This window comes from Bradyrhizobium pachyrhizi, from assembly GCF_001189245.1.
Lineage (GTDB): Bacteria > Pseudomonadota > Alphaproteobacteria > Rhizobiales > Xanthobacteraceae > Bradyrhizobium > Bradyrhizobium pachyrhizi.
Map to the genome: position 1 here is coordinate 49,590 of NZ_LFIQ01000124.1, position 17,168 is coordinate 66,757.

Sequence of the window (17,168 nt, forward strand, 5' to 3'; positions counted from 1 at the left end):
GGCCATTAATCGATGATCACCGCGGCGCAGCTACGAGCGGCCAGAGCCTTGCTCGGCATCGACCAACGGCAGCTCGCCGAGCTGTCCGGACTTTCGGTGCCAACCATCCAGCGGATGGAGGCGAGCGAAGGTACCATTCGCGGCAACGTCGACTCGCTCGTGAAACTGATCGACGCGCTCGGCACAGCCGGCGTCGAGGTCATCAATGAGGGTGCCGTCAGCAACGGCGGCGGCCGCGGGGTGCGATTGAAGGCCGGATCAGGCTCACCGACGGTGCAGACATGATCCCGGCGGTCACTCAGCAGATCTGGTGTGTAGCCGCCCTGCTGGGAACGACCGCTCTCGCGATTGCAGCGAGCAGATCGCGCCAATCGACAGCCATCGTCTACGGCACGACCTTTTCGATTTCGCTGGTCGCCTTGGCCGGGGCCCTGCTCGCGCTCATCTCCCGTACCAGCGCGACAGAACTGGCTCTGCCGATCGGCTTGCCCTGGCTGGGATCGCATTTTCGCCTTGACGCGCTCGCCGCATTCTTTCTCGTCGTGGTCAATCTCGGCGGTGCGGCCGCAAGTCTTTATGGCCTCGGCTACGGCAGCCACGAATCCGCGCCGCAGCGCATCCTTCCCTTTTTCCCGGCGTTCCTGGCCGGCATGAATCTCGTCGTGCTCGCCGACGATGCGTTCACCTACCTCTTGTGCTGGGAATTCATGTCGCTCGCGTCGTGGGCGCTCGTCATGGCGCATCACCGTGACGCGGATAACGCCCGCGCAGGCTACGTCTATCTCGTGATGGCAAGCTTCGGAACGCTGGCTCTGTTGCTTGCCTTCGGCCTGCTGGCGGGAGCCGGCGGCAGCTACAGCTTTGCGGCCATCCGCGCTGCTCAGCACACCCCGTCCGAAGCCGCACTGGTGCTCGCGCTGATGCTGCTCGGCGCCGGGTCGAAAGCCGGCCTGATCCCGTTGCACGTGTGGCTGCCGCTGGCTCATCCCGCCGCGCCGAGCCATGTCTCGGCGCTGATGAGCGGCGTGATGACGAAGGTTGCGATCTACGGATTCATCCGGATCGTATTCGATCTGCTCGGGCCGCCAAGCTGGTCGGCGGGTGTCGCGGTTCTCATCCTCGGCGGCGCCACCGCCGTCATGGGGATCCTCTACGCGCTGATGGAGAAGGATCTCAAGCGCCTGCTCGCCTACAGCACGATCGAGAACATCGGCGTCATCTTCGCAAGCCTCGGCCTTGCGCTGGCATTTCAGGCGAACGGCCTCGGCCTCGCGGCGGCCCTCGCCTTCACGGCCGCATTGTTCCACGTTCTGAACCATTCGTTCTTCAAGAGCCTGCTGTTCTTCGGGGCCGGCGCGGTGCTGATGTCGACCGGCGAACGCGACATGGAGAAGCTCGGCGGCCTGATCCACCGCATGCCGCTCACGAGCTTCGTCTTTCTGGTCGGCTGCGTCGCGATCTCGGCGCTGCCGCCGTTCAACGGATTCGTGTCGGAGTGGCTGATGTTTCAGGCCGTCCTGCAGAGCCCCGATTTGCCGCAATGGCTGCTGAAGATCATGGTGCCCGCGGTCGGCGCCTTGCTGGCGCTGGCCGCCGCGCTCGCCGCTGCATGCTTCGTCAAGGCTTTCGGCGTCACGTTCCTCGGCCGCGCGCGGAGCCCGGCCGCAGAAGCCGCCCGCGAGGTCGATCGCTGGTCGCTCGCCGCGATGTTCAGCCTCGCCGCACTCTGCTTCCTCGCCGGCATTGTGCCGGGCCTGGTGATTGACGCGCTTTCGCCGGTTGCGCAGGCCGTGATCGGCCACCGGATGCCGGTTCAGCTGGACGACGCCTGGCTCTCGATCGTTCCGATTGCGGAGAGCCGCAGTTCCTACAACGGATTGCTCGTCTTTGCTTTCATCACCGCCGCGGCGTCGCTCGCGGCGTATTTTATCCATCGCTTTGCGTCGCGCGCGATCCGGCGCGGACCGGCCTGGGGTTGCGGCTTCGCCGATCCGACACCGGCAGCGCAGTATTCCGGCGTGAGCTTCGTGCAGCCGATCCGGCGCGTGTTCGGCACGCTGGTGTTCCAGGCCCGCGAGCATGTCGACATGCCCGCGCCGGGCGAGATGCGGCCGGCCCGCCTCAAGGTCGATATGCACGATCTGATCTGGGAGCGGCTCTACACACCCGTGACTGAGGTGGTGTGGTTTTTCGCCGACCGGCTGAACCAGCTCCAGTTCCTGACCATCCGCCGCTATCTCAGCCTGGTCTTCGCAACCCTCGTCACATTGCTGCTGGCACTCGCGATATGGTCGTGATCTCGGACATCCTCGTTCAGTTGGGTCAGATGACGCTTGTGCTGCTGCTCGCGCCGCTGCTGACCGGCGTCGTGCGCAGGATCAAGGCCCGCCTGTTGCGGCGGAAGGGACCGTCGATCTTCCAGCCCTACCGCGACCTGCTGCGGCTGCTGCGCAAGGAGGTCGTGCTCGCCGAAAACGCGTCCTGGCTGTTCCGCGTCACGCCCTATGTGACGTTCGCTGCCATCTGGGTCGCGGCGGCGCTGGTCCCGACCTTTGCGACCGGGCTGCAATTCAACTGGAGTGCTGACCTGATCGCGATCGTCGCCCTGCTCGGCAGCGCGCGCTTTTTCCTCGCGCTTGCCGGCATGGACGTCGGCACCAGCTTCGGCGGCATCGGCTCCAGCCGCGAGGTGATGATCGCCGCACTCGCCGAGCCGGCCATGCTGTTGATGGTGTTCTGCGTCGCGCTGATTGCCGGCTCGACCCAGTTATCGACGGTCGCGACCTTCATGGCGTCGTCCGAAGTCGGACTGCGCGTCTCGCTCGGCATGGCGATGATCGCCCTCATCATGGTGGCGCTCGCCGAAAACGCCCGCATCCCGGTCGACAACCCGGCGACGCATCTGGAGCTGACCATGGTGCACGAGGCGATGATCCTCGAATATTCCGGGCGTCACCTCGCCATGATCGAGTTCGGCGCCTTCCTCAAGCTGCTGCTCTACATCTCCCTGATCATCTGCGTGTTCTTCCCGTGGCAGATCACCACGGAAGGCGCCGGGCCGCTGTCCTATCTGGCGAGCGTTGCCGCCTACATCCTCAAGCTTGCGGTCGCGAGCTTCCTCCTTGCCGTGTTCGAGACCGCGACGGCCAAGATGCGGGTGTTCCGCGTCCCCGAATTCCTCGGCGCGGCGCTGATGCTCGGCCTGCTCGGCACGCTGCTTCGGTTCGTGTCACGGGGCTTCTGATGCATAACCTCGCCTTCGACATCGCCCATCTGCTCGCCGGCGGGCTCGTGCTGATCAGCTTCATGATGCTGTACCAGGACCGCCTGTATGCGCTGCTGAACATCTTCGCACTTCATGCCGTGGTGCTCGCAGCTTCCGTCGCCTGGCAGGCCTTTATCCAGAATGCGCCGCATCTCTACGTGACCGCGGCCATCGCACTGGTCTTCAAGGCGATCGTCATCCCGGTGGCTTTGCATCGGATCATCAAGCAGCTCGGCATTCATCGCGATATCGAGACCGCGGTGAGCATCGGTCCGACCATGCTTGCGGGCATGGGGCTCGTCGCCCTGTCCATGGTGCTGATGCTGCGCGTCACCGGCGCGGCCGATCCGCTGGCGCGGGAAGACCTCGCCTTCGCGCTGTCGGTGGTGCTGCTGGGATTGCTCGTCATGGTGACGCGGCGCAACGCCGTCAGCCAGGTCGTCGGCTTCATGTCGCTGGAAAACGGCCTGGTGCTGGCGGCGACCGGCGCCAAGGGCATGCCACTCGTCGTCGAGATCAGCGTCGCCTTCTCGATCCTGATCGCGTTCATCGTGATCGGCGTGTTCCTGTTCCGCATTCGCGAGCGGTTCGACACCGTCGACGTCGGCGCGCTCGATGAATTCAGGGGGGAGCGCCGGTGACTGTCGCGTCGGATGCCGTCACCTGGGTTCTTTTGATACCGATCACCGCCGCGGCGGTGCTGGCCGCGCTGCCCGGCTACCGGTTGACCGCGGGTCTCAACATCGTGGCCAGTCTCGGCACCTTGCTGGCAGCGCTTTCGCTGCTCGTGGTCGAGCGCCCGCAACCCGGCCAGTACCTGCTGATCGACGATCTCAACATCGTCTTCATCGTGCTCAACACCTTCGTGGGATTCACCACGAGCGTGTTCAGCGCGAGCTATATCGCCCATGAGCTCGAGACCGGACGGCTGACGCCGGGCTATCTGCGATTTTACCATGCCATGTATCAGGTGATGATGTTCGGCATGAACCTCGCATTCGTGTCGAACAATATCGGCCTGATCTGGGTCGCGGTCGAGATCGCGACGCTCACCACCGTGCTGATGGTCGGCATCTACCGGACCCATGCGGCGCTGGAAGCGGCCTGGAAGTATTTCATCCTCGGCAGCGTCGGCATCGCGCTGGCGCTGTTCGGCACGATCCTGGTGTACATGGCCGCACTGCCGGTGGTCGGCGAGGGTCAGGACGCCATGGTGTGGACGGTGCTGATCAGGCGTGCGGCGACGTTCGACCCGGCATTGCTCAACGTCGCCTTCATCTTCCTGCTGCTCGGATACGGTACCAAGGTCGGCCTGGCGCCGCTGCACGCCTGGCTTCCGGATGCGCATGCCGAAGGCCCGACCCCAATCTCCGCCGTGCTCTCCGGCCTGCTGCTCAACGTCGCGCTCTACGCGGTGCTCCGCTTCAAGATCCTGCTCGCCGCCAATCCGGATGCGATATCGCCGGGCCCGCTGATGGTGACGATGGGGCTGACCTCGCTGCTGTTCGCGGCCTTCATGCTCTACCGCCGCCGCGACATCAAGCGGCTGTTCGCCTACTCGTCGATCGAGCATATGGGCATCATCGTGTTTGCGTTCGGCATGGGTGGCCCGCTCGCCAACTTTGCCGGCCTGCTGCACATGGTGATGCACAGCCTCACCAAGTCGGGAATCTTCTACGCGGTCGGCCACATTGCGCAGGTGAAGGGCACGCAGCGGATCGCCAACATTCGCGGCCTGACCGAGTCGCATCCGGCGCTCGGCTGGAGTCTCGTGATCGGCGTGGTCGCGATCGCCGGCCTGCCGCCGCTCGGTATCTTCATGAGCGAATTTCTCATCGTCAGCTCCACCTTCGCGCGCCAGCCGCTGCTCGCCATCCCGCTGGTGTTCGGCCTGCTGCTCGCCTTCGGCGCGCTGATCCTGCGCCTGACCAGCCTTGCGTTCGGCGAGCCGCGCGGCAATGCCGCGCCGGCGGATGCGTCCTATTTGCCGATGTTCGCGCATTTCGCGCTGGTGCTGACTGCGGGCATCTACCTTCCGGGACCGCTGGTCGTCTGGTTCCAGCACGTCGCCAACCTGCTGGGTTAGCGCGAGGGAGAACGGGATATGCCGAGGTTGATCGATCTGATCCGGGCGGGCCACAGGATCGAACGGCATCATCCATGGCCGCGCGCCGTGGTGGACGGCGATACCTGGCGCACCACAGCTCACGCATTTGCGGATGGCGGCCTGAGCCTGCTCGGGCTGTGGGGTGAGCCATCGCGCGTGCACATGGCCGTCCTCGACGAGCGCACGTCCGATATCGGCGTGATCAGCCTGGATTGTCCCGATCGCCAATTTCCTTCGGTTGCGGCCCATCATCCGCCGGCGCTTCGATTGGAGCGCACGTTGCATGACCTCTTCGGATTGCAGGCCATGGGCATACCGGATTCCCGCCCCTGGCTCGACCACGGCCGTTGGCAAACGCGCTTCCCGCTCGGCGAACGTCTCGATGCATCGGTGGACGCAGCGCCTTATCAATTCCTTTCGGCCGAGGGGGACAGCCTGCATCAGATCGCCGTCGGTCCGGTGCATGCCGGCATCATCGAGCCAGGGCATTTCCGCTTTACCGCGAGCGGAGAGACGGTGGTCCGCCTCGAGCAGCGGCTCGGCTACACCCACAAGGGCGTCGAAGGGCTGATGGCGGGGAGCACGATCGAGCAGGCCGCGCGGCTCGCCGGCCGGGTCTCCGGCGACAGCACGGTCGCCTATGGGCTGGCGTTCGCGCAAGCCGTCGAGGCCGCGCAGCGGATTGCCGTGCCGCCACGCGCGCTGTTGCTGCGCGCGCTGATGGCCGAACTCGAGCGGCTGGCCAATCATCTCGGCGATATCGGCGCGATCTGCAACGACGCGTCGTTTGCGCTGATGCAGGCGCATTGCGCCGTGCTACGCGAATCCGTGCTGCGCGCGGCCGACGCTGCATTCGGCCACCGCCTGATGCGCGACCTTGTCGTGCCCGGCGGCGTCGCGCGCGATATCGCCGGCGATGGAGCCGACGCGATCCGGGCCGCGCTCGACCAGATCCGCCGGCATTTCCCGGCGCTGGTCGAGCTCTATGACAACACCGCCTCGTTGCAGGACCGCACCGTCAGCACCGGCATCGTTGCTCCAACGCTCGCCCGGCAATTCGCCGCCGGGGGCTATGTCGGGCGCGCGAGTGGCCGCGACCATGACGCCCGACGCAAGCCCGGCTATCTCCCCTATGATGGCCTCCGCTTCGAAGTCCCCGTCCTCAGCGACGGCGACGTCAACGCCCGGGTCTGGATCCGGATCCGCGAGGTTGAGCAGAGTCTTGCGCTGGCGTACCAGATCCTCATCGGCCTCGAGGCCGGCCCGGTGCAAGTGCCGTTGCACAATGCGGCAGAGCCCTGCGAAGGCATGGCGCTCGTCGAAGGTTTCCGCGGCGACATCCTGGCCTGGCTGCGCCTGAACGGCGATCGGATCGAGCGATGCCATCTGCGCGATCCGTCGTGGTTTCAGTGGCCGCTGCTCGAGGCGGCCATCGAAGGCAACATCGTGGCGGACTTCCCGCTCTGCAATAAGTCGTTCAACTGTTCCTATTCCGGGCAGGATCTCTGAGAGTTTGAGGCGATGCGCAAACTTCTGTTCCAGAGCCTGTTTCGCCAGCCATTGACGGAACAGGCGCCGCGCCCGGACGACGCTGCGCTCGCGGAGCTCGCGGCCATGGTCGGCCGCACCGCACGACGACGCCTCGGCCGCAGCCTCTCGATCCGCGAGGTTGATGCAGGCTCCTGCAACGGATGCGAGCTGGAAATACACGCGTTAAGCAATCCGTATTACGACGTCGAACGGTTTGGAATCCGGTTCGTCGCCTCGCCCCGTCACGCCGACGTGCTGCTGGTCACGGGTCCGGTCACGAAGAACATGCGCGAGGCGCTGGAGCGCACCTACCGTGCGACGCCGGATCCCAAATGGGTCGTCGCTGCGGGCGATTGCGCCAGGGATGGCGGATGCTTCGCCGGCAGCTACGCCGTGGTTGGCGGGGTCTCCGCGGTTATTCCGGTCGATCTCCACATTCCGGGTTGCCCGCCTTCGCCGATCGCCATCCTGCGGGGCCTCGTGAGCTTGCTCGAGGCGGTTGACTCCGGGGTCGCGGCAAGGTGAAAGCGCGGAAAGAAGCGAGCACCTCCGCCCGCACCATGGACGAGGCGCGCTAGCCGCTGTCGCGCAGCACCAGCTCGAAGCCGAGATCGACGCGGCGCTCGCCGCCGCGCTCCAGCGTCAGCGTCGCCGCGGTGCGGCCGATCGCGTCGCCATGCACGCTGATCGTGCTCAGCGTCGGCGAGATCAACTGGCCCATTTCGAGATCGCCAAGCCCGATCACGGCGACCGGTTGCGCCGATGCAGGCCCGTCGCGCAGCAGCCCAGCCTTGCGCAGCCCGGACATGAAGCCGATCGCATGCGCATCGTTGGCGGCGAACACCGCGTCGACACCGGGCAGGCGTGCGTGCGCCGCCACGCTGCCGGAATCCTTGCGGTCCAGGATCAACCGGCGCGGCTCGGCAAGGCCGCTGGCCAGCGCCTCGTCCCTGAAGCCGAACCAGCGGCGCGTGCCGCGCGGATCGTCGCCGCCGATGAAGGCGAGCTGCTTGCGGCCCTGCGCGACCAGATGCTTCGCGACGGCGACACCGGCCTTGTAATTGTCGAAGCCCGCGACCGCGTCGATCGGGTTTGCCGGCAGATCCCAGGTCTCGACGATCGGAATGCGCGCATTGCGCAGCAGGCGGCTGCCCTCCTCGGTCGCCGGCGAGCCGACCATGATGATCGCCTCGGGCCGCCGCGACAACAGCGCCGCCAGCATGCGGTCCTCGCGTGCCGCATCATAGCGCGACTGCGCCAGGATCACGGAGAAGCCGAGCGGCTCGAGCTTGTCGGACAGGCCCTGCACCGTGTCGGCGAAGATCGAGTTGGCGATGGTCGGCACCAGCACGCCGACCGAATTGGTCCGCGCGCTCGCCAGCGCGCCCGCCACCAGGTTCGGGACATAGCCGAGATCGCGCATCGCCCGCTCGACCCGCGCCCGGGTCTCCGGGGCGACCAGGTCGGGCATCCGCACCACCCGGCTCACCGTGATCGAGGAGACGCCGGCGCGCTTGGCCACCTCTGAAAGGGTGGGCGCGGCACCGGCCGGGCCGGTCCCGGGGGCGGTCAGTTCGGAGCTCATGGGCTGGAGCCTGCACGATTCCGGGTTGCCAAGCCATGATGTTAGCGCTAGCATCACCTCATGTTAGCGCTAACATGAAACAAAAAGGGAGAAACGGCATGATTTCGGACGAACAGGCCCAGGCTTACAAGCGCGACGGGGTGATCGTGGTCCCCGAGGTGCTCAACCAGGAGACCTTAGGCAAGGTGCGCACGGTCCTCGCCGAGCTCGTGGCCGGCGCCGCCAGCGTGAGCGAGCACACCGACGTCTACGACCTCGAGCCGGGCCATTCGCCTGACAATCCGCGCGTCCGCCGCATCAAGGCGCCGCACAAGGTGCATCCGATCTTCGACGAGATCGTGCGCAGCCCCGCCGTGATCTCGATCCTCACCAAGCTGATCGGCCCCGGCCTTCGCCTGCACGGCTCCAAGCTCAACATGAAGTCAGCGCAATACGGCTCGCCGGTCGAGTGGCATCAGGACTGGGCATTCTATCCGCATACCAATGACGACATCCTCGCGATCGGCGTGCTGCTCGACGATTGCGACATCGAGAACGGCCCGATGCTGGTGACGCCGGGATCGCACACCGGCGCCACGATGTGGGATCATCACGGCGAGGACGGCCACTTCGCGGGCCTGATCGATCCGGACCAGATCCAGGACGACATCAAGCGCGCGGTGCCCTGCATGGGCAAGGCCGGCAGCATGTCGTTCCATCACGTGCGCGCGCTGCACGGCTCGGCGACCAACACGTCGAACCGGCCGCGCAACCTGCTGCTCTATGAAGTGGCCGCCAGCGACGCCTGGCCGCTGATGGGCGTCAAGGACTTCGACGAATTCAACAGCCGCCTGCTGGCGGGCCCTCCAGTGGTCGCGCCGCGGCTCACCGACGTGCCGGTGCGGATGCCACTGCCGCCGGCCAAGCGACAGGGATCGATCTACGAGACCCAGTCGGCATCGAAGAAATCCTACTTCACGCGCGCCGCTTAAGACCGACCACAATGCCCGCGGCCAGGCCGCGGGCATTGCCGCTTTCACGAGCACGATCCGCCGCGACAACTGCGGAGATCGTGCCCGATCAAAACGACCATAAAAACCAAAACAACGGGGAAACGAATGACCGAGATGGCAAGAGATGGCGCTCGCACATCGCGCCTGCGTGTGATCCTGGCCGCAAGCATCGGCTCCGCGCTCGAATGGTACGACTTCTTCCTCTACGGCACCGCAGCGGCGCTGGTGTTCGGCGAGCTGTTCTTTCCGAAGAGCGATCCGGTGGTCGGCACGCTGCTGTCGTTCCTGACTTTCGGCGTCGGCTTCGTGGTGCGGCCGTTCGGCGGCCTTTTGTTCGGCATCCTCGGCGATCGCTATGGCCGCAAGCCGGTGCTGGTCTCCACACTCCTGATGATCGGCATCGGCACCACCGCGATCGGCTTCCTGCCGACTTATGGGCAGATCGGGATCTGGGCGCCGATCCTCCTGGTCGCGATGCGCGTCATCCAGGGTCTCGGCGCCGGCGCCGAGTATGGCGGCGCGGTGATCTATCTGGTCGAGAACGCACCGCCGAAGCATCGCGGCTTCTGGGGCGGCTTCGCGCCGCTCGGCGTCTCCGTCGGCAACCTGCTTGCGGCCGCCGCCTTTGCGCTGGTCACCATGCTGCCGCGCGAGGATTTGATGAGCTGGGGCTGGCGCCTGCCTTTCCTGGCGAGCTTCCTGCTGATCGTCGTCGGCATCTTCGTCCGCATGCGCATCACCGAGACGCCGGTTTACACCGAGGCGGTGGTCGCGCGCGGCAAGGTCGAAAGCAATCCGGCGATGGAAGCGTTGCGCCGGCATCCGCGCAACTTCTTCGTCGTGCTCGGCGCCCGCATGGCCGAGAACGGGCTCGGCTATTTCTTCCCGGTGTTTGGGCTGAGCTACGTGATCACCACGCTCGGCGTGCCCAAGGCGGAGGCGCTCAGCGCGCTGATGCTGGCATTCACGGTCGAACTGTTTGCGATCCTCGGCTTCGCGGCATTGTCTGACCGGATCGGACGGCGGCCGGTCTACATGTTCGGCGCGCTGGCCGGCGTGGCGCTCGCCTTCCCGTTCTTCTGGATGGTCGGCACCAAGGAATGGATCATGATCGCGCTCGCCTTCATCCTGGCGCGCGCGGTGGTAACGGCGGCGATGTTCGGGCCGCAGGCGGCGTATTTCGCCGAGCTGTTCCCGCCGCAACGCCGCTTCGCGGGCTTTGCCTTCGCCCGCGAGCTCGGCTCGCTGCTGTCGGGTGGTCCGGCGCCGTTCGTCGCCACCGCGCTGGTCGCAGCCTATGGCACCTGGTGGCCGGTCGCCTGCTACGCGATGTTCCTGTCCGCCTGCACCGTCGTTGCGATCTGGATCGGGCCCGAGACCTACCAGGAGAACATCGCCGCCGACGAAGGCGAACATGCCGAGCTGCCCACGGCGATCCCGGCGCGGGCCTGATCGGTGGCGCAGCAACTGCGTGTCCTGCAGTCGCTCTGGGCGATGGAGCGGCGGCTGGCGGATGAGGGCGAATGGCCGCTGCAAACCCAGCTCGCGATGATCCGCGATGCCGGGTTTGACGGCGCCGGCGTGCGCTTCATCGATCCTGTCTTTGCGCGCGAGGTGACGAGCTTCCTTCGCGCGCATGGCATGATCTGGCAGGCGCAATGCTACCCGAGGACGGTCGACGACCTGAAACCGGTGCTCGAGCTGGTCGCCCGGCTCGGCGCCGATCATGTCAACCTGCAGCCGGACGTTCGGCCGCGCCGGCTCGCAGATTGCATTCCGCTGCTCGAAGGCTGGCGGCGGCTTGCCGCGGAGGCCGGCGTTGCCGTGCATGTCGAGACCCATCGCGACCGCATGACGACCGACCTGTTCTTCATGCTCGACCTGCTCGACTGCTTTCCCGATCTGCGGCTCACCGCCGATCTCTCGCATTATCTGGTCGGCCGCGAATTCGCCTGGCCGGTCGACGACGTCAACCATGCGATGATCCATCGCATCCTCGACAATGCCTGGGGCATCCATGGCCGTATCGCGAGCCGCGAGCAGGTGCAGATCTCGCTCGGCTTTCCGCAACACCAGGGCTGGGAGTCGCTGTTCATGGGTTGGTGGGACTACGGTATCCGCTCGTGGCGGAAACGTGCCGGTCCCGACGCCACCCTGACCTTCCTGTGCGAGCTCGGTCCCCCGCCCTATGCCATCACCGGGCCCGACGGCAGGGAACTGTCCGACCGCTGGCAGGACGCGCTGGTCATGAAGGACACGATCCGCGCGCTTTGGGATCGTATCGCGAACGAGCCGCAAGGCCCGTTCCCGCATTGATTCAAGCAAGCCGCGGCGGCATCCTGAACGCCACAATCCGGAACGCCGCGAGGACCCGTGCGCGACCGCTGGGCTTATCCGCTTCGATGCCTCGTCGCCGTCTCGGCGATGGCAACCTTCGCGCATACGAAGGCGGCCGCGGCAGAGTTCGCCCTGAATGTCGCGACCCTGCCGCGCGTCGCGACCATCGACCCGCGCTTTCAGTCCTACAACATCGAGATGGTCGAGGTGACCGGCGGACGGTTCTGGAAGCGCTACGCAACCGCCGCCACGCGCCGGCGAGCAGAAACGGAGCGGTTCGCAGCTCGCGCTCCGATCGACCTGCACGATGGCAGGCTGCACAAGCTCGCCGCCGCGCTCTCTCCCGCCTATCTGCGCGTCAGCGGGACCTGGGCCAACAGCACGTTTTTTTCGGATTCCGAGACGCCACCGGCTGCACCGCCAGCCGGCTTCAACGGCGTGCTGACGCGACGGCAATGGCGGGACGTGATCGAGTTCTCGCGCGCCGTCGACGCTCCCATCGTCACGTCCTTTGCGATCAGCGCGGGCGCGCGTGACGCTGCGGGGCAATGGAGTCCCGAGCAGGCCCGGCAACTTCTCGCTTTCACGCGATCTGCTGGCGGGCGTATCGCCGCGGCCGAGTTCATGAATGAGCCCGATCTGCCGGCCATCGGCAGTGCCCCTGACGGCTACGATGCCGCGGCCTACGGCCGGGATTTTGCAGCGTTCCGCGGCTTCATGAAGGACACCGCGCCCGACGTGACGATCCTCGGCCCCGGCACGATCGGCGCCGGCGCTGAGGCCCAAGCGCTTTTCGCCGCATCAGCGGCAGGCATCGACGCGGTCTCCTACCATCACTATGGCGCGCTGTCGGCGCGATGCGGCGGTGATCGCAGGGCAAGGCAGGCATTGTCGGACGAATGGTTGGCGCGAACCGGCAACAGCCTCGCCCTCTACGAGACGCTGCGCGACCAGCTTGCACCGGGCAAGCCGATCTGGGTGACCGAGACGGCCGAGACCGCGTGCGGCGGCAATCGCCTGGCCGCGACGTTCACCGATACGTTCCGTTACCTCGATCAACTCGGATGGCTGGCCAAGGCCGGCGTTCAGGTGGTGATGCATAACACGCTTGCCGCGAGCGACTATGGGCTGCTGGACGAGCGCACGCATCTGCCGCGGCCGAATTATTGGGCTGCGCTGCTGTGGCGGCGGTTGATGGGCACCACCGTGCTGGATGCCGGTATCGCGGAGCGTCACGGCTTCCATGTCTATGCGCATTGCGCGCGCGACGTGCCCGATGGAGTGGCCCTGCTCGTCATCAACAATGATCGGCGGATGCGGCACAAGCTCACGCTGTCAGCCGCCTCGCAACGTTACACGCTCGCGAGCGAAAAGCCTGCCGACGGCAACGTCCAGCTCAATGGCGCGACGCTTTTGCTTGGAGCCTCTGATCGCATCCCCGCGCTGGACGGCAATGCGACAGTCGCCGGAACGATCGTCTTCGCACCGGCAACCATCACGTTCCTGACCGTCACCGACGCCGGCAACGCCAATTGCCGGTAGCGGCCCGACGTCGCCTTACGCCGCGTCGCGGCTGGCGTCGGAGGATTCCGGCCGACGCGCCACCAGATGGCCGAGCATGATGGCGGTCATCAGCCGTTCCATCTCGAGCCGTGCGGGGACATGCGACATGGTCGGCCGGCTACCGAGTGCGAGCTGGCTGGCGTCGTCGACCGCCGTCAGTCCGCGCGGGTAGAATTCGCGGAAGATCACGCGTTCGGCCAGGCCATCGACCAGGCGGAAATTCAGCGTCTTGGCCAATTCGCTCAAGGCTTCGCCGACCAGGCGCTTGTTGCGTGACCCGAGCGTGGAGAGACGGTTGCGCAGCACCACCCACTCGAATGCCGGCTGATCGTGTGCGCTGCGCTGGCGCCGCGCTTCCTCCACCATCTTCGAATAGTGGCTGATGCCGGTCACCTTGAAGTCGTTCGGATCGACGGTGCCGAGCACGTCGAAATCGAGGAAGCTGTCGTTGAGCGGCGTGATCAACGTGTTCGCCAGCGAATGCGTGAACGTCGTGAGATAGGTGTCGTGGCCGGGACAGTCGATGACGACGAAATCGTGCGACCGGCCGAGCCGCTCGACGATCTCGGCCAACGCGCTGCGCCCGAGCGTCTCGACCTCGCTGCTCCTGCCGCTCACCGTCTCGAAGCACATATGCGCGGGAACGCCGAGATCCAGCGAGGTTTCCCGCGCCCAAGCCCGCCGGTTCTCGACGTAGTGCGTCAGCGACTTCTGCTTGTTATCGAGATCGATGGTGGCGACGCGCTGACCCGCCTTGATCAGCGCGATGGCGACGTGCATGGCAATTGTCGACTTGCCCGAGCCGCCCTTGTTATTTCCGACAACTATTACTCGTGCGTTTGTCATGGGAATCCATACCGGACGCTTGAGTGAAAGCAGGACGAAACAGAATTTAATGAATGACTCGAATTTCCCTGATTCGACGAATCTCGACAAGAGTCGCTGCTACATTGTCGTGATCGAAATCAAGAAGCTGCGACATCATTGTCACAGCTTCTTCGAGCACGTATCGTGAACGCAACTAACGTCCCTGAAACACAGCCGAGCGACGCTCCACGAAGGACTTGATGCCCTCGGCCGCATCTGATGTGTTGAGCACGCGTTCGCGGATCTGCGGGATGATCGCAATTGCCGCCTGCTCGCCGGCTTCGATGAACTTGCGGCCCGCCTCCTTGGTTACCTGGATTCCAAGCGGCGCATTGCGCGCGATGATCTCCGCGAGCGCCATTGCACGCTCGACCTGCTGGCCCGCGGGCACGACTTCCTGCACGAGACCGATCCGATGCGCTTCGGCGGCGGTGAACTCGTCGCACAGCAACAGGTGATACATCGCATCGCCCCACCCGGCGCGGCTGATATAGCGGAAATGCGCACCCGCCAGCGGCGCGATGCCGCGCTTGGCTTCCATCTGGCAGAAGCGGCTGTCGTCCGCGGCGATCACGATATCGCCGGCCAGCATCATCTCGATGCCGACGGTGAACACGATACCCTGCACCGCCGTGACGATCGGCTTTCGGCAGCGCTTCGACAACCCGAATGGGTCGACGTTGCCCTCCGGCAGCGGCTTGCGCGTCGCCGTCGGACCGAAGAATTTCGGCATGTCGAGACCCGCGGTGAAACTGCCGCCGGCGGCGCAGAGCACGCCGACCCAGAGGCCATCGTCATTGTCGAGCAGCGTCAGCGCGTCGGAAAGCTCAGCCATCATCTCCGGACTGAAGGCATTCTTCTTCGCGGGATTGTCGATGATGATCTTGAGGATGTGGTCGTGCCGCTCGTGGCGGACCCGCCCTTCGCTCGCGCTGCCGGACATCAGTTCCTCCCTGCTTTGTGACTGGATAATTTCTGGATGATGGTTGTCATCCAGATACATGATGGTCATAATCCAGAAAGAGAGTCAAACAGGGGACAGGCGAGATGGGCCATTCCCAGGCCGAAAAGGCCAGGAGCCGTGAGCGTATTCTGAACGAGGCTGCGACGCAGATCCGCGGCAAGGGCCTCGACGCGCTCAGCATCGGCGGCCTGATGCAGCAGGTGAAGCTGACCCATGGCGGTTTCTATGGGCACTTCGCCTCGCGTTCCGACCTGATCGCCGCGGCGCTGGAACAGGCGCTGGATGCAGGCGAAGCGTCGGCTCACGCGGCGCGCGATCCCGACAAGCCGATCAACATCAACACACTGGTGCGGAGCTATCTCAGCCGCGCCCATCGCGACTCGCCCGGGTCGGGCTGCGCGATCGGCGCGCTGATCTCGGATGTCGGCCGCGCCGACGCGCAGTGCCGCGCGGTGATGGAGCCGCACATCGAATCCTTCATCGCCAAGGTCGCCGAGACGTTCGGCGACGATGACGACGGCAACGCAATCCTCGCGGTGAGTGCGATGGTCGGGGCGCTGGCGATCTCGCGCGTCCTCACCGACCAGAAGCGGTCCGACGCCGTTCTGCGCACGGTGCGCGACAGCATCGTCGCGATGGCATCCGACGAATGATTTCGCCCGCGCCGCGGGCACCTTGATGGAGCAAGCCATGAACGACCGATCCGCCCTCGAGCCGACCGCCGTGCAGGGAAGCGTGCTGATTGCCGGCGTCGGCGCATCGAACGGCCTCGGCGCGGCGATTGCGCGTCGCTTTGCTGCCGGCGGCTATCCCGTCGCGATCGCCGGCCGCAACGCCGACAAGCTCGCCGCGACGGCGGCCGAGCTCGCCGCAGGCGGCGCAACGGTCGCGCATGTGGTCGGCGACGCCTCCACGGCGGCCGATGTCGCGCGCTTCGTCGCGGCGGCCGAGAGGCTCGCACCGCTCGCGATGGCCGTGCACAATGCGGGCTCCAACCGGCCGGCACCGTTTCTGAAGGTCAGCGAGCAGCGCTTCGAGGAACACTGGCGCGAACATGCGCTCGGCGGTTTCCAGCTGGCACAGGCCGCGATCCCCGCTTTGCTTGCGCGCGGCGGCGGCACGCTGGTGTTCACCGGCGCCAGCGGTTCGCTGCGCGGCAAGGCCAACTACTCACCGTTCGCCGCCGCAAAGGCCGCGCTGCGCGCGCTGGCGCAGAGCGTGGCGCGGGAGTTCGGGCCGCAGGGCATCCATGTTGGCCATGTCGTGGTCGATGGCGGTATCGAGGGCGACCGCCTGCTGAGCATGCGCCCACAATTGAAGGACGAGCGCGGACCGGATGGCATGCTCAACATCGCGGCCATCGCCGACGCCTATTGGGTGCTGCACCACCAGCATCGCAGCGCTTGGACGCTGGAGCTCGACCTGCGGCCGTGGGCGGAGCAGTTCTGAACGCGCTGCGCCGCCCTCCTCACCGCGAATATAGGTTGCGATCGGCCGGAATCTTGTCAGCTTATGCGGCAAGGTCCGTCGAGATCGCACCCTGTCCCGGGAGAAGGCCATGTCGCAGCCCACGCCGATCCTGCACCATTTCGATCAATCGCCGTTCTCCGAGAAGATCCGCATCATCTTCGGATTCAAGAAACTCGCCTGGAATTCGGTGCGGATCTCACGGATCATGCCGCGGCCCGACCTGATGCCGATGACCGGCGGCTATCGCCGCACGCCGACGATGCAGATCGGTGCCGACATCTATTGTGACACACAGATCATCATCCGCGAGCTGGAGCGGCGCTACCCGACGCCGACGCTGTTTCCGGCAGGCAATGCCGGCATGCCCTGGGCGCTCGGCATGTGGACCGACCGGCCGTTCTTCCAGAACACGGTCAACCTCGTGTTCGGCTTCATCGGCGACAAGGTCCCGCGGGATTTCATCGAGGATCGCGAGAAGTTGCGCGGCG

Annotated in this window: 17 protein-coding genes; 14 read left to right on the forward strand and 3 right to left on the reverse strand. The window is 65.8% G+C overall.

The features are described 5' to 3' along the window. Positions 1-12 precede the first annotated feature (12 nt). From AKL29_RS38710 to AKL29_RS38740, 7 genes are read left to right on the forward strand one after another with little or no spacing between them, the layout of a single operon-like run. The gene (locus AKL29_RS38710) at positions 13-285 is read left to right on the forward strand and encodes a helix-turn-helix domain-containing protein (RefSeq protein ID WP_038377518.1); all 273 of its coding nucleotides are present in this window, start codon (positions 13-15) and stop codon (positions 283-285) included. Continuing rightward, positions 282-2,297 (forward strand): hydrogenase 4 subunit B, encoded by a 2,016-nt coding sequence (gene hyfB, locus AKL29_RS38715; protein ID WP_050387806.1) that lies wholly within the window; start codon positions 282-284, stop codon positions 2,295-2,297. Before AKL29_RS38710 ends, hyfB begins: the two co-directional genes overlap by 4 nt. Then, the gene (locus AKL29_RS38720; RefSeq protein WP_050387807.1) at positions 2,288-3,244 is read left to right on the forward strand and encodes a respiratory chain complex I subunit 1 family protein; all 957 of its coding nucleotides are present in this window, start codon (positions 2,288-2,290) and stop codon (positions 3,242-3,244) included. Before hyfB ends, AKL29_RS38720 begins: the two co-directional genes overlap by 10 nt. Further along, positions 3,244-3,906, forward strand: a complete 663-nt coding sequence (locus AKL29_RS38725) for a hydrogenase-4 component E (protein WP_016843065.1) — start codon at positions 3,244-3,246, stop codon at positions 3,904-3,906. Before AKL29_RS38720 ends, AKL29_RS38725 begins: the two co-directional genes overlap by 1 nt. Further along, entirely contained in the window at positions 3,903-5,351 is a 1,449-nt protein-coding gene (locus AKL29_RS38730; protein ID WP_152977951.1) for a hydrogenase 4 subunit F, read from the forward strand. Before AKL29_RS38725 ends, AKL29_RS38730 begins: the two co-directional genes overlap by 4 nt. A gap of 18 nt (positions 5,352-5,369) precedes the next feature. After that, complete coding sequence (locus tag AKL29_RS38735) at positions 5,370-6,881, forward strand: hydrogenase large subunit (protein ID WP_050387809.1); 1,512 nt, start codon at positions 5,370-5,372, stop codon at positions 6,879-6,881. A gap of 12 nt (positions 6,882-6,893) precedes the next feature. Then, positions 6,894-7,427, forward strand: a complete 534-nt coding sequence (locus tag AKL29_RS38740) for an NADH-quinone oxidoreductase subunit B family protein (RefSeq protein WP_050387810.1) — start codon at positions 6,894-6,896, stop codon at positions 7,425-7,427. 49 nt (positions 7,428-7,476) lie between these two features. Here AKL29_RS38740 and AKL29_RS38745 read toward each other — a convergent pair whose 3' ends face one another. Continuing rightward, on the reverse strand, positions 7,477-8,487 hold the full coding sequence (locus tag AKL29_RS38745; RefSeq protein ID WP_050387811.1) for a LacI family DNA-binding transcriptional regulator: 1,011 nt from the start codon (positions 8,485-8,487) through the stop codon (positions 7,477-7,479). A 98-nt stretch (positions 8,488-8,585) separates the two neighbouring features. Between AKL29_RS38745 and AKL29_RS38750 the strand changes: the two genes are divergently transcribed. The 4 genes from AKL29_RS38750 (at position 8,586) to AKL29_RS38765 (ending at position 13,358) form a co-directional block, all read left to right on the forward strand. Then, positions 8,586-9,458 carry a phytanoyl-CoA dioxygenase family protein gene (locus AKL29_RS38750; RefSeq protein ID WP_028334463.1) on the forward strand — a complete coding sequence of 291 codons (873 nt, stop codon included), beginning with the start codon at positions 8,586-8,588 and terminating at the stop codon, positions 9,456-9,458. Between the two features lie 126 nt (positions 9,459-9,584). Next, complete coding sequence (locus AKL29_RS38755; protein WP_028334464.1) at positions 9,585-10,931, forward strand: MFS transporter; 1,347 nt, start codon at positions 9,585-9,587, stop codon at positions 10,929-10,931. Positions 10,932-10,934: 3 nt separating this feature from the next. Continuing rightward, a complete protein-coding gene (locus AKL29_RS38760; protein ID WP_050387812.1) occupies positions 10,935-11,795 on the forward strand; it encodes a sugar phosphate isomerase/epimerase family protein in 861 nt (286 codons plus the stop codon). Positions 11,796-11,852: 57 nt separating this feature from the next. Continuing rightward, positions 11,853-13,358 carry a glycosyl hydrolase family 79 N-terminal domain-containing protein gene (locus AKL29_RS38765; RefSeq protein ID WP_244482659.1) on the forward strand — a complete coding sequence of 502 codons (1,506 nt, stop codon included), beginning with the start codon at positions 11,853-11,855 and terminating at the stop codon, positions 13,356-13,358. A gap of 15 nt (positions 13,359-13,373) precedes the next feature. Here the strand turns inward: AKL29_RS38765 and AKL29_RS38770 are convergent, their stop codons facing one another. Both AKL29_RS38770 and AKL29_RS38775 read right to left on the reverse strand, forming a co-directional pair. Continuing rightward, entirely contained in the window at positions 13,374-14,225 is an 852-nt protein-coding gene (locus AKL29_RS38770) for a division plane positioning ATPase MipZ (RefSeq protein WP_082190821.1), read from the reverse strand. A gap of 175 nt (positions 14,226-14,400) precedes the next feature. Then, on the reverse strand, positions 14,401-15,189 hold the full coding sequence (locus tag AKL29_RS38775; protein WP_050387956.1) for a crotonase/enoyl-CoA hydratase family protein: 789 nt from the start codon (positions 15,187-15,189) through the stop codon (positions 14,401-14,403). A 104-nt stretch (positions 15,190-15,293) separates the two neighbouring features. Between AKL29_RS38775 and AKL29_RS38780 the strand changes: the two genes are divergently transcribed. The 3 genes from AKL29_RS38780 to AKL29_RS46175 form a co-directional block, all read left to right on the forward strand. Next, positions 15,294-15,863 (forward strand): TetR/AcrR family transcriptional regulator, encoded by a 570-nt coding sequence (locus AKL29_RS38780; protein ID WP_028334468.1) that lies wholly within the window; start codon positions 15,294-15,296, stop codon positions 15,861-15,863. A gap of 37 nt (positions 15,864-15,900) precedes the next feature. Further along, positions 15,901-16,659, forward strand: a complete 759-nt coding sequence (locus AKL29_RS38785; protein ID WP_038377534.1) for an SDR family NAD(P)-dependent oxidoreductase — start codon at positions 15,901-15,903, stop codon at positions 16,657-16,659. Between the two features lie 109 nt (positions 16,660-16,768). Then, positions 16,769-17,168: glutathione S-transferase N-terminal domain-containing protein (locus AKL29_RS46175; protein WP_244482660.1), on the forward strand; the 400-nt coding region annotated here is incomplete at its 3' end.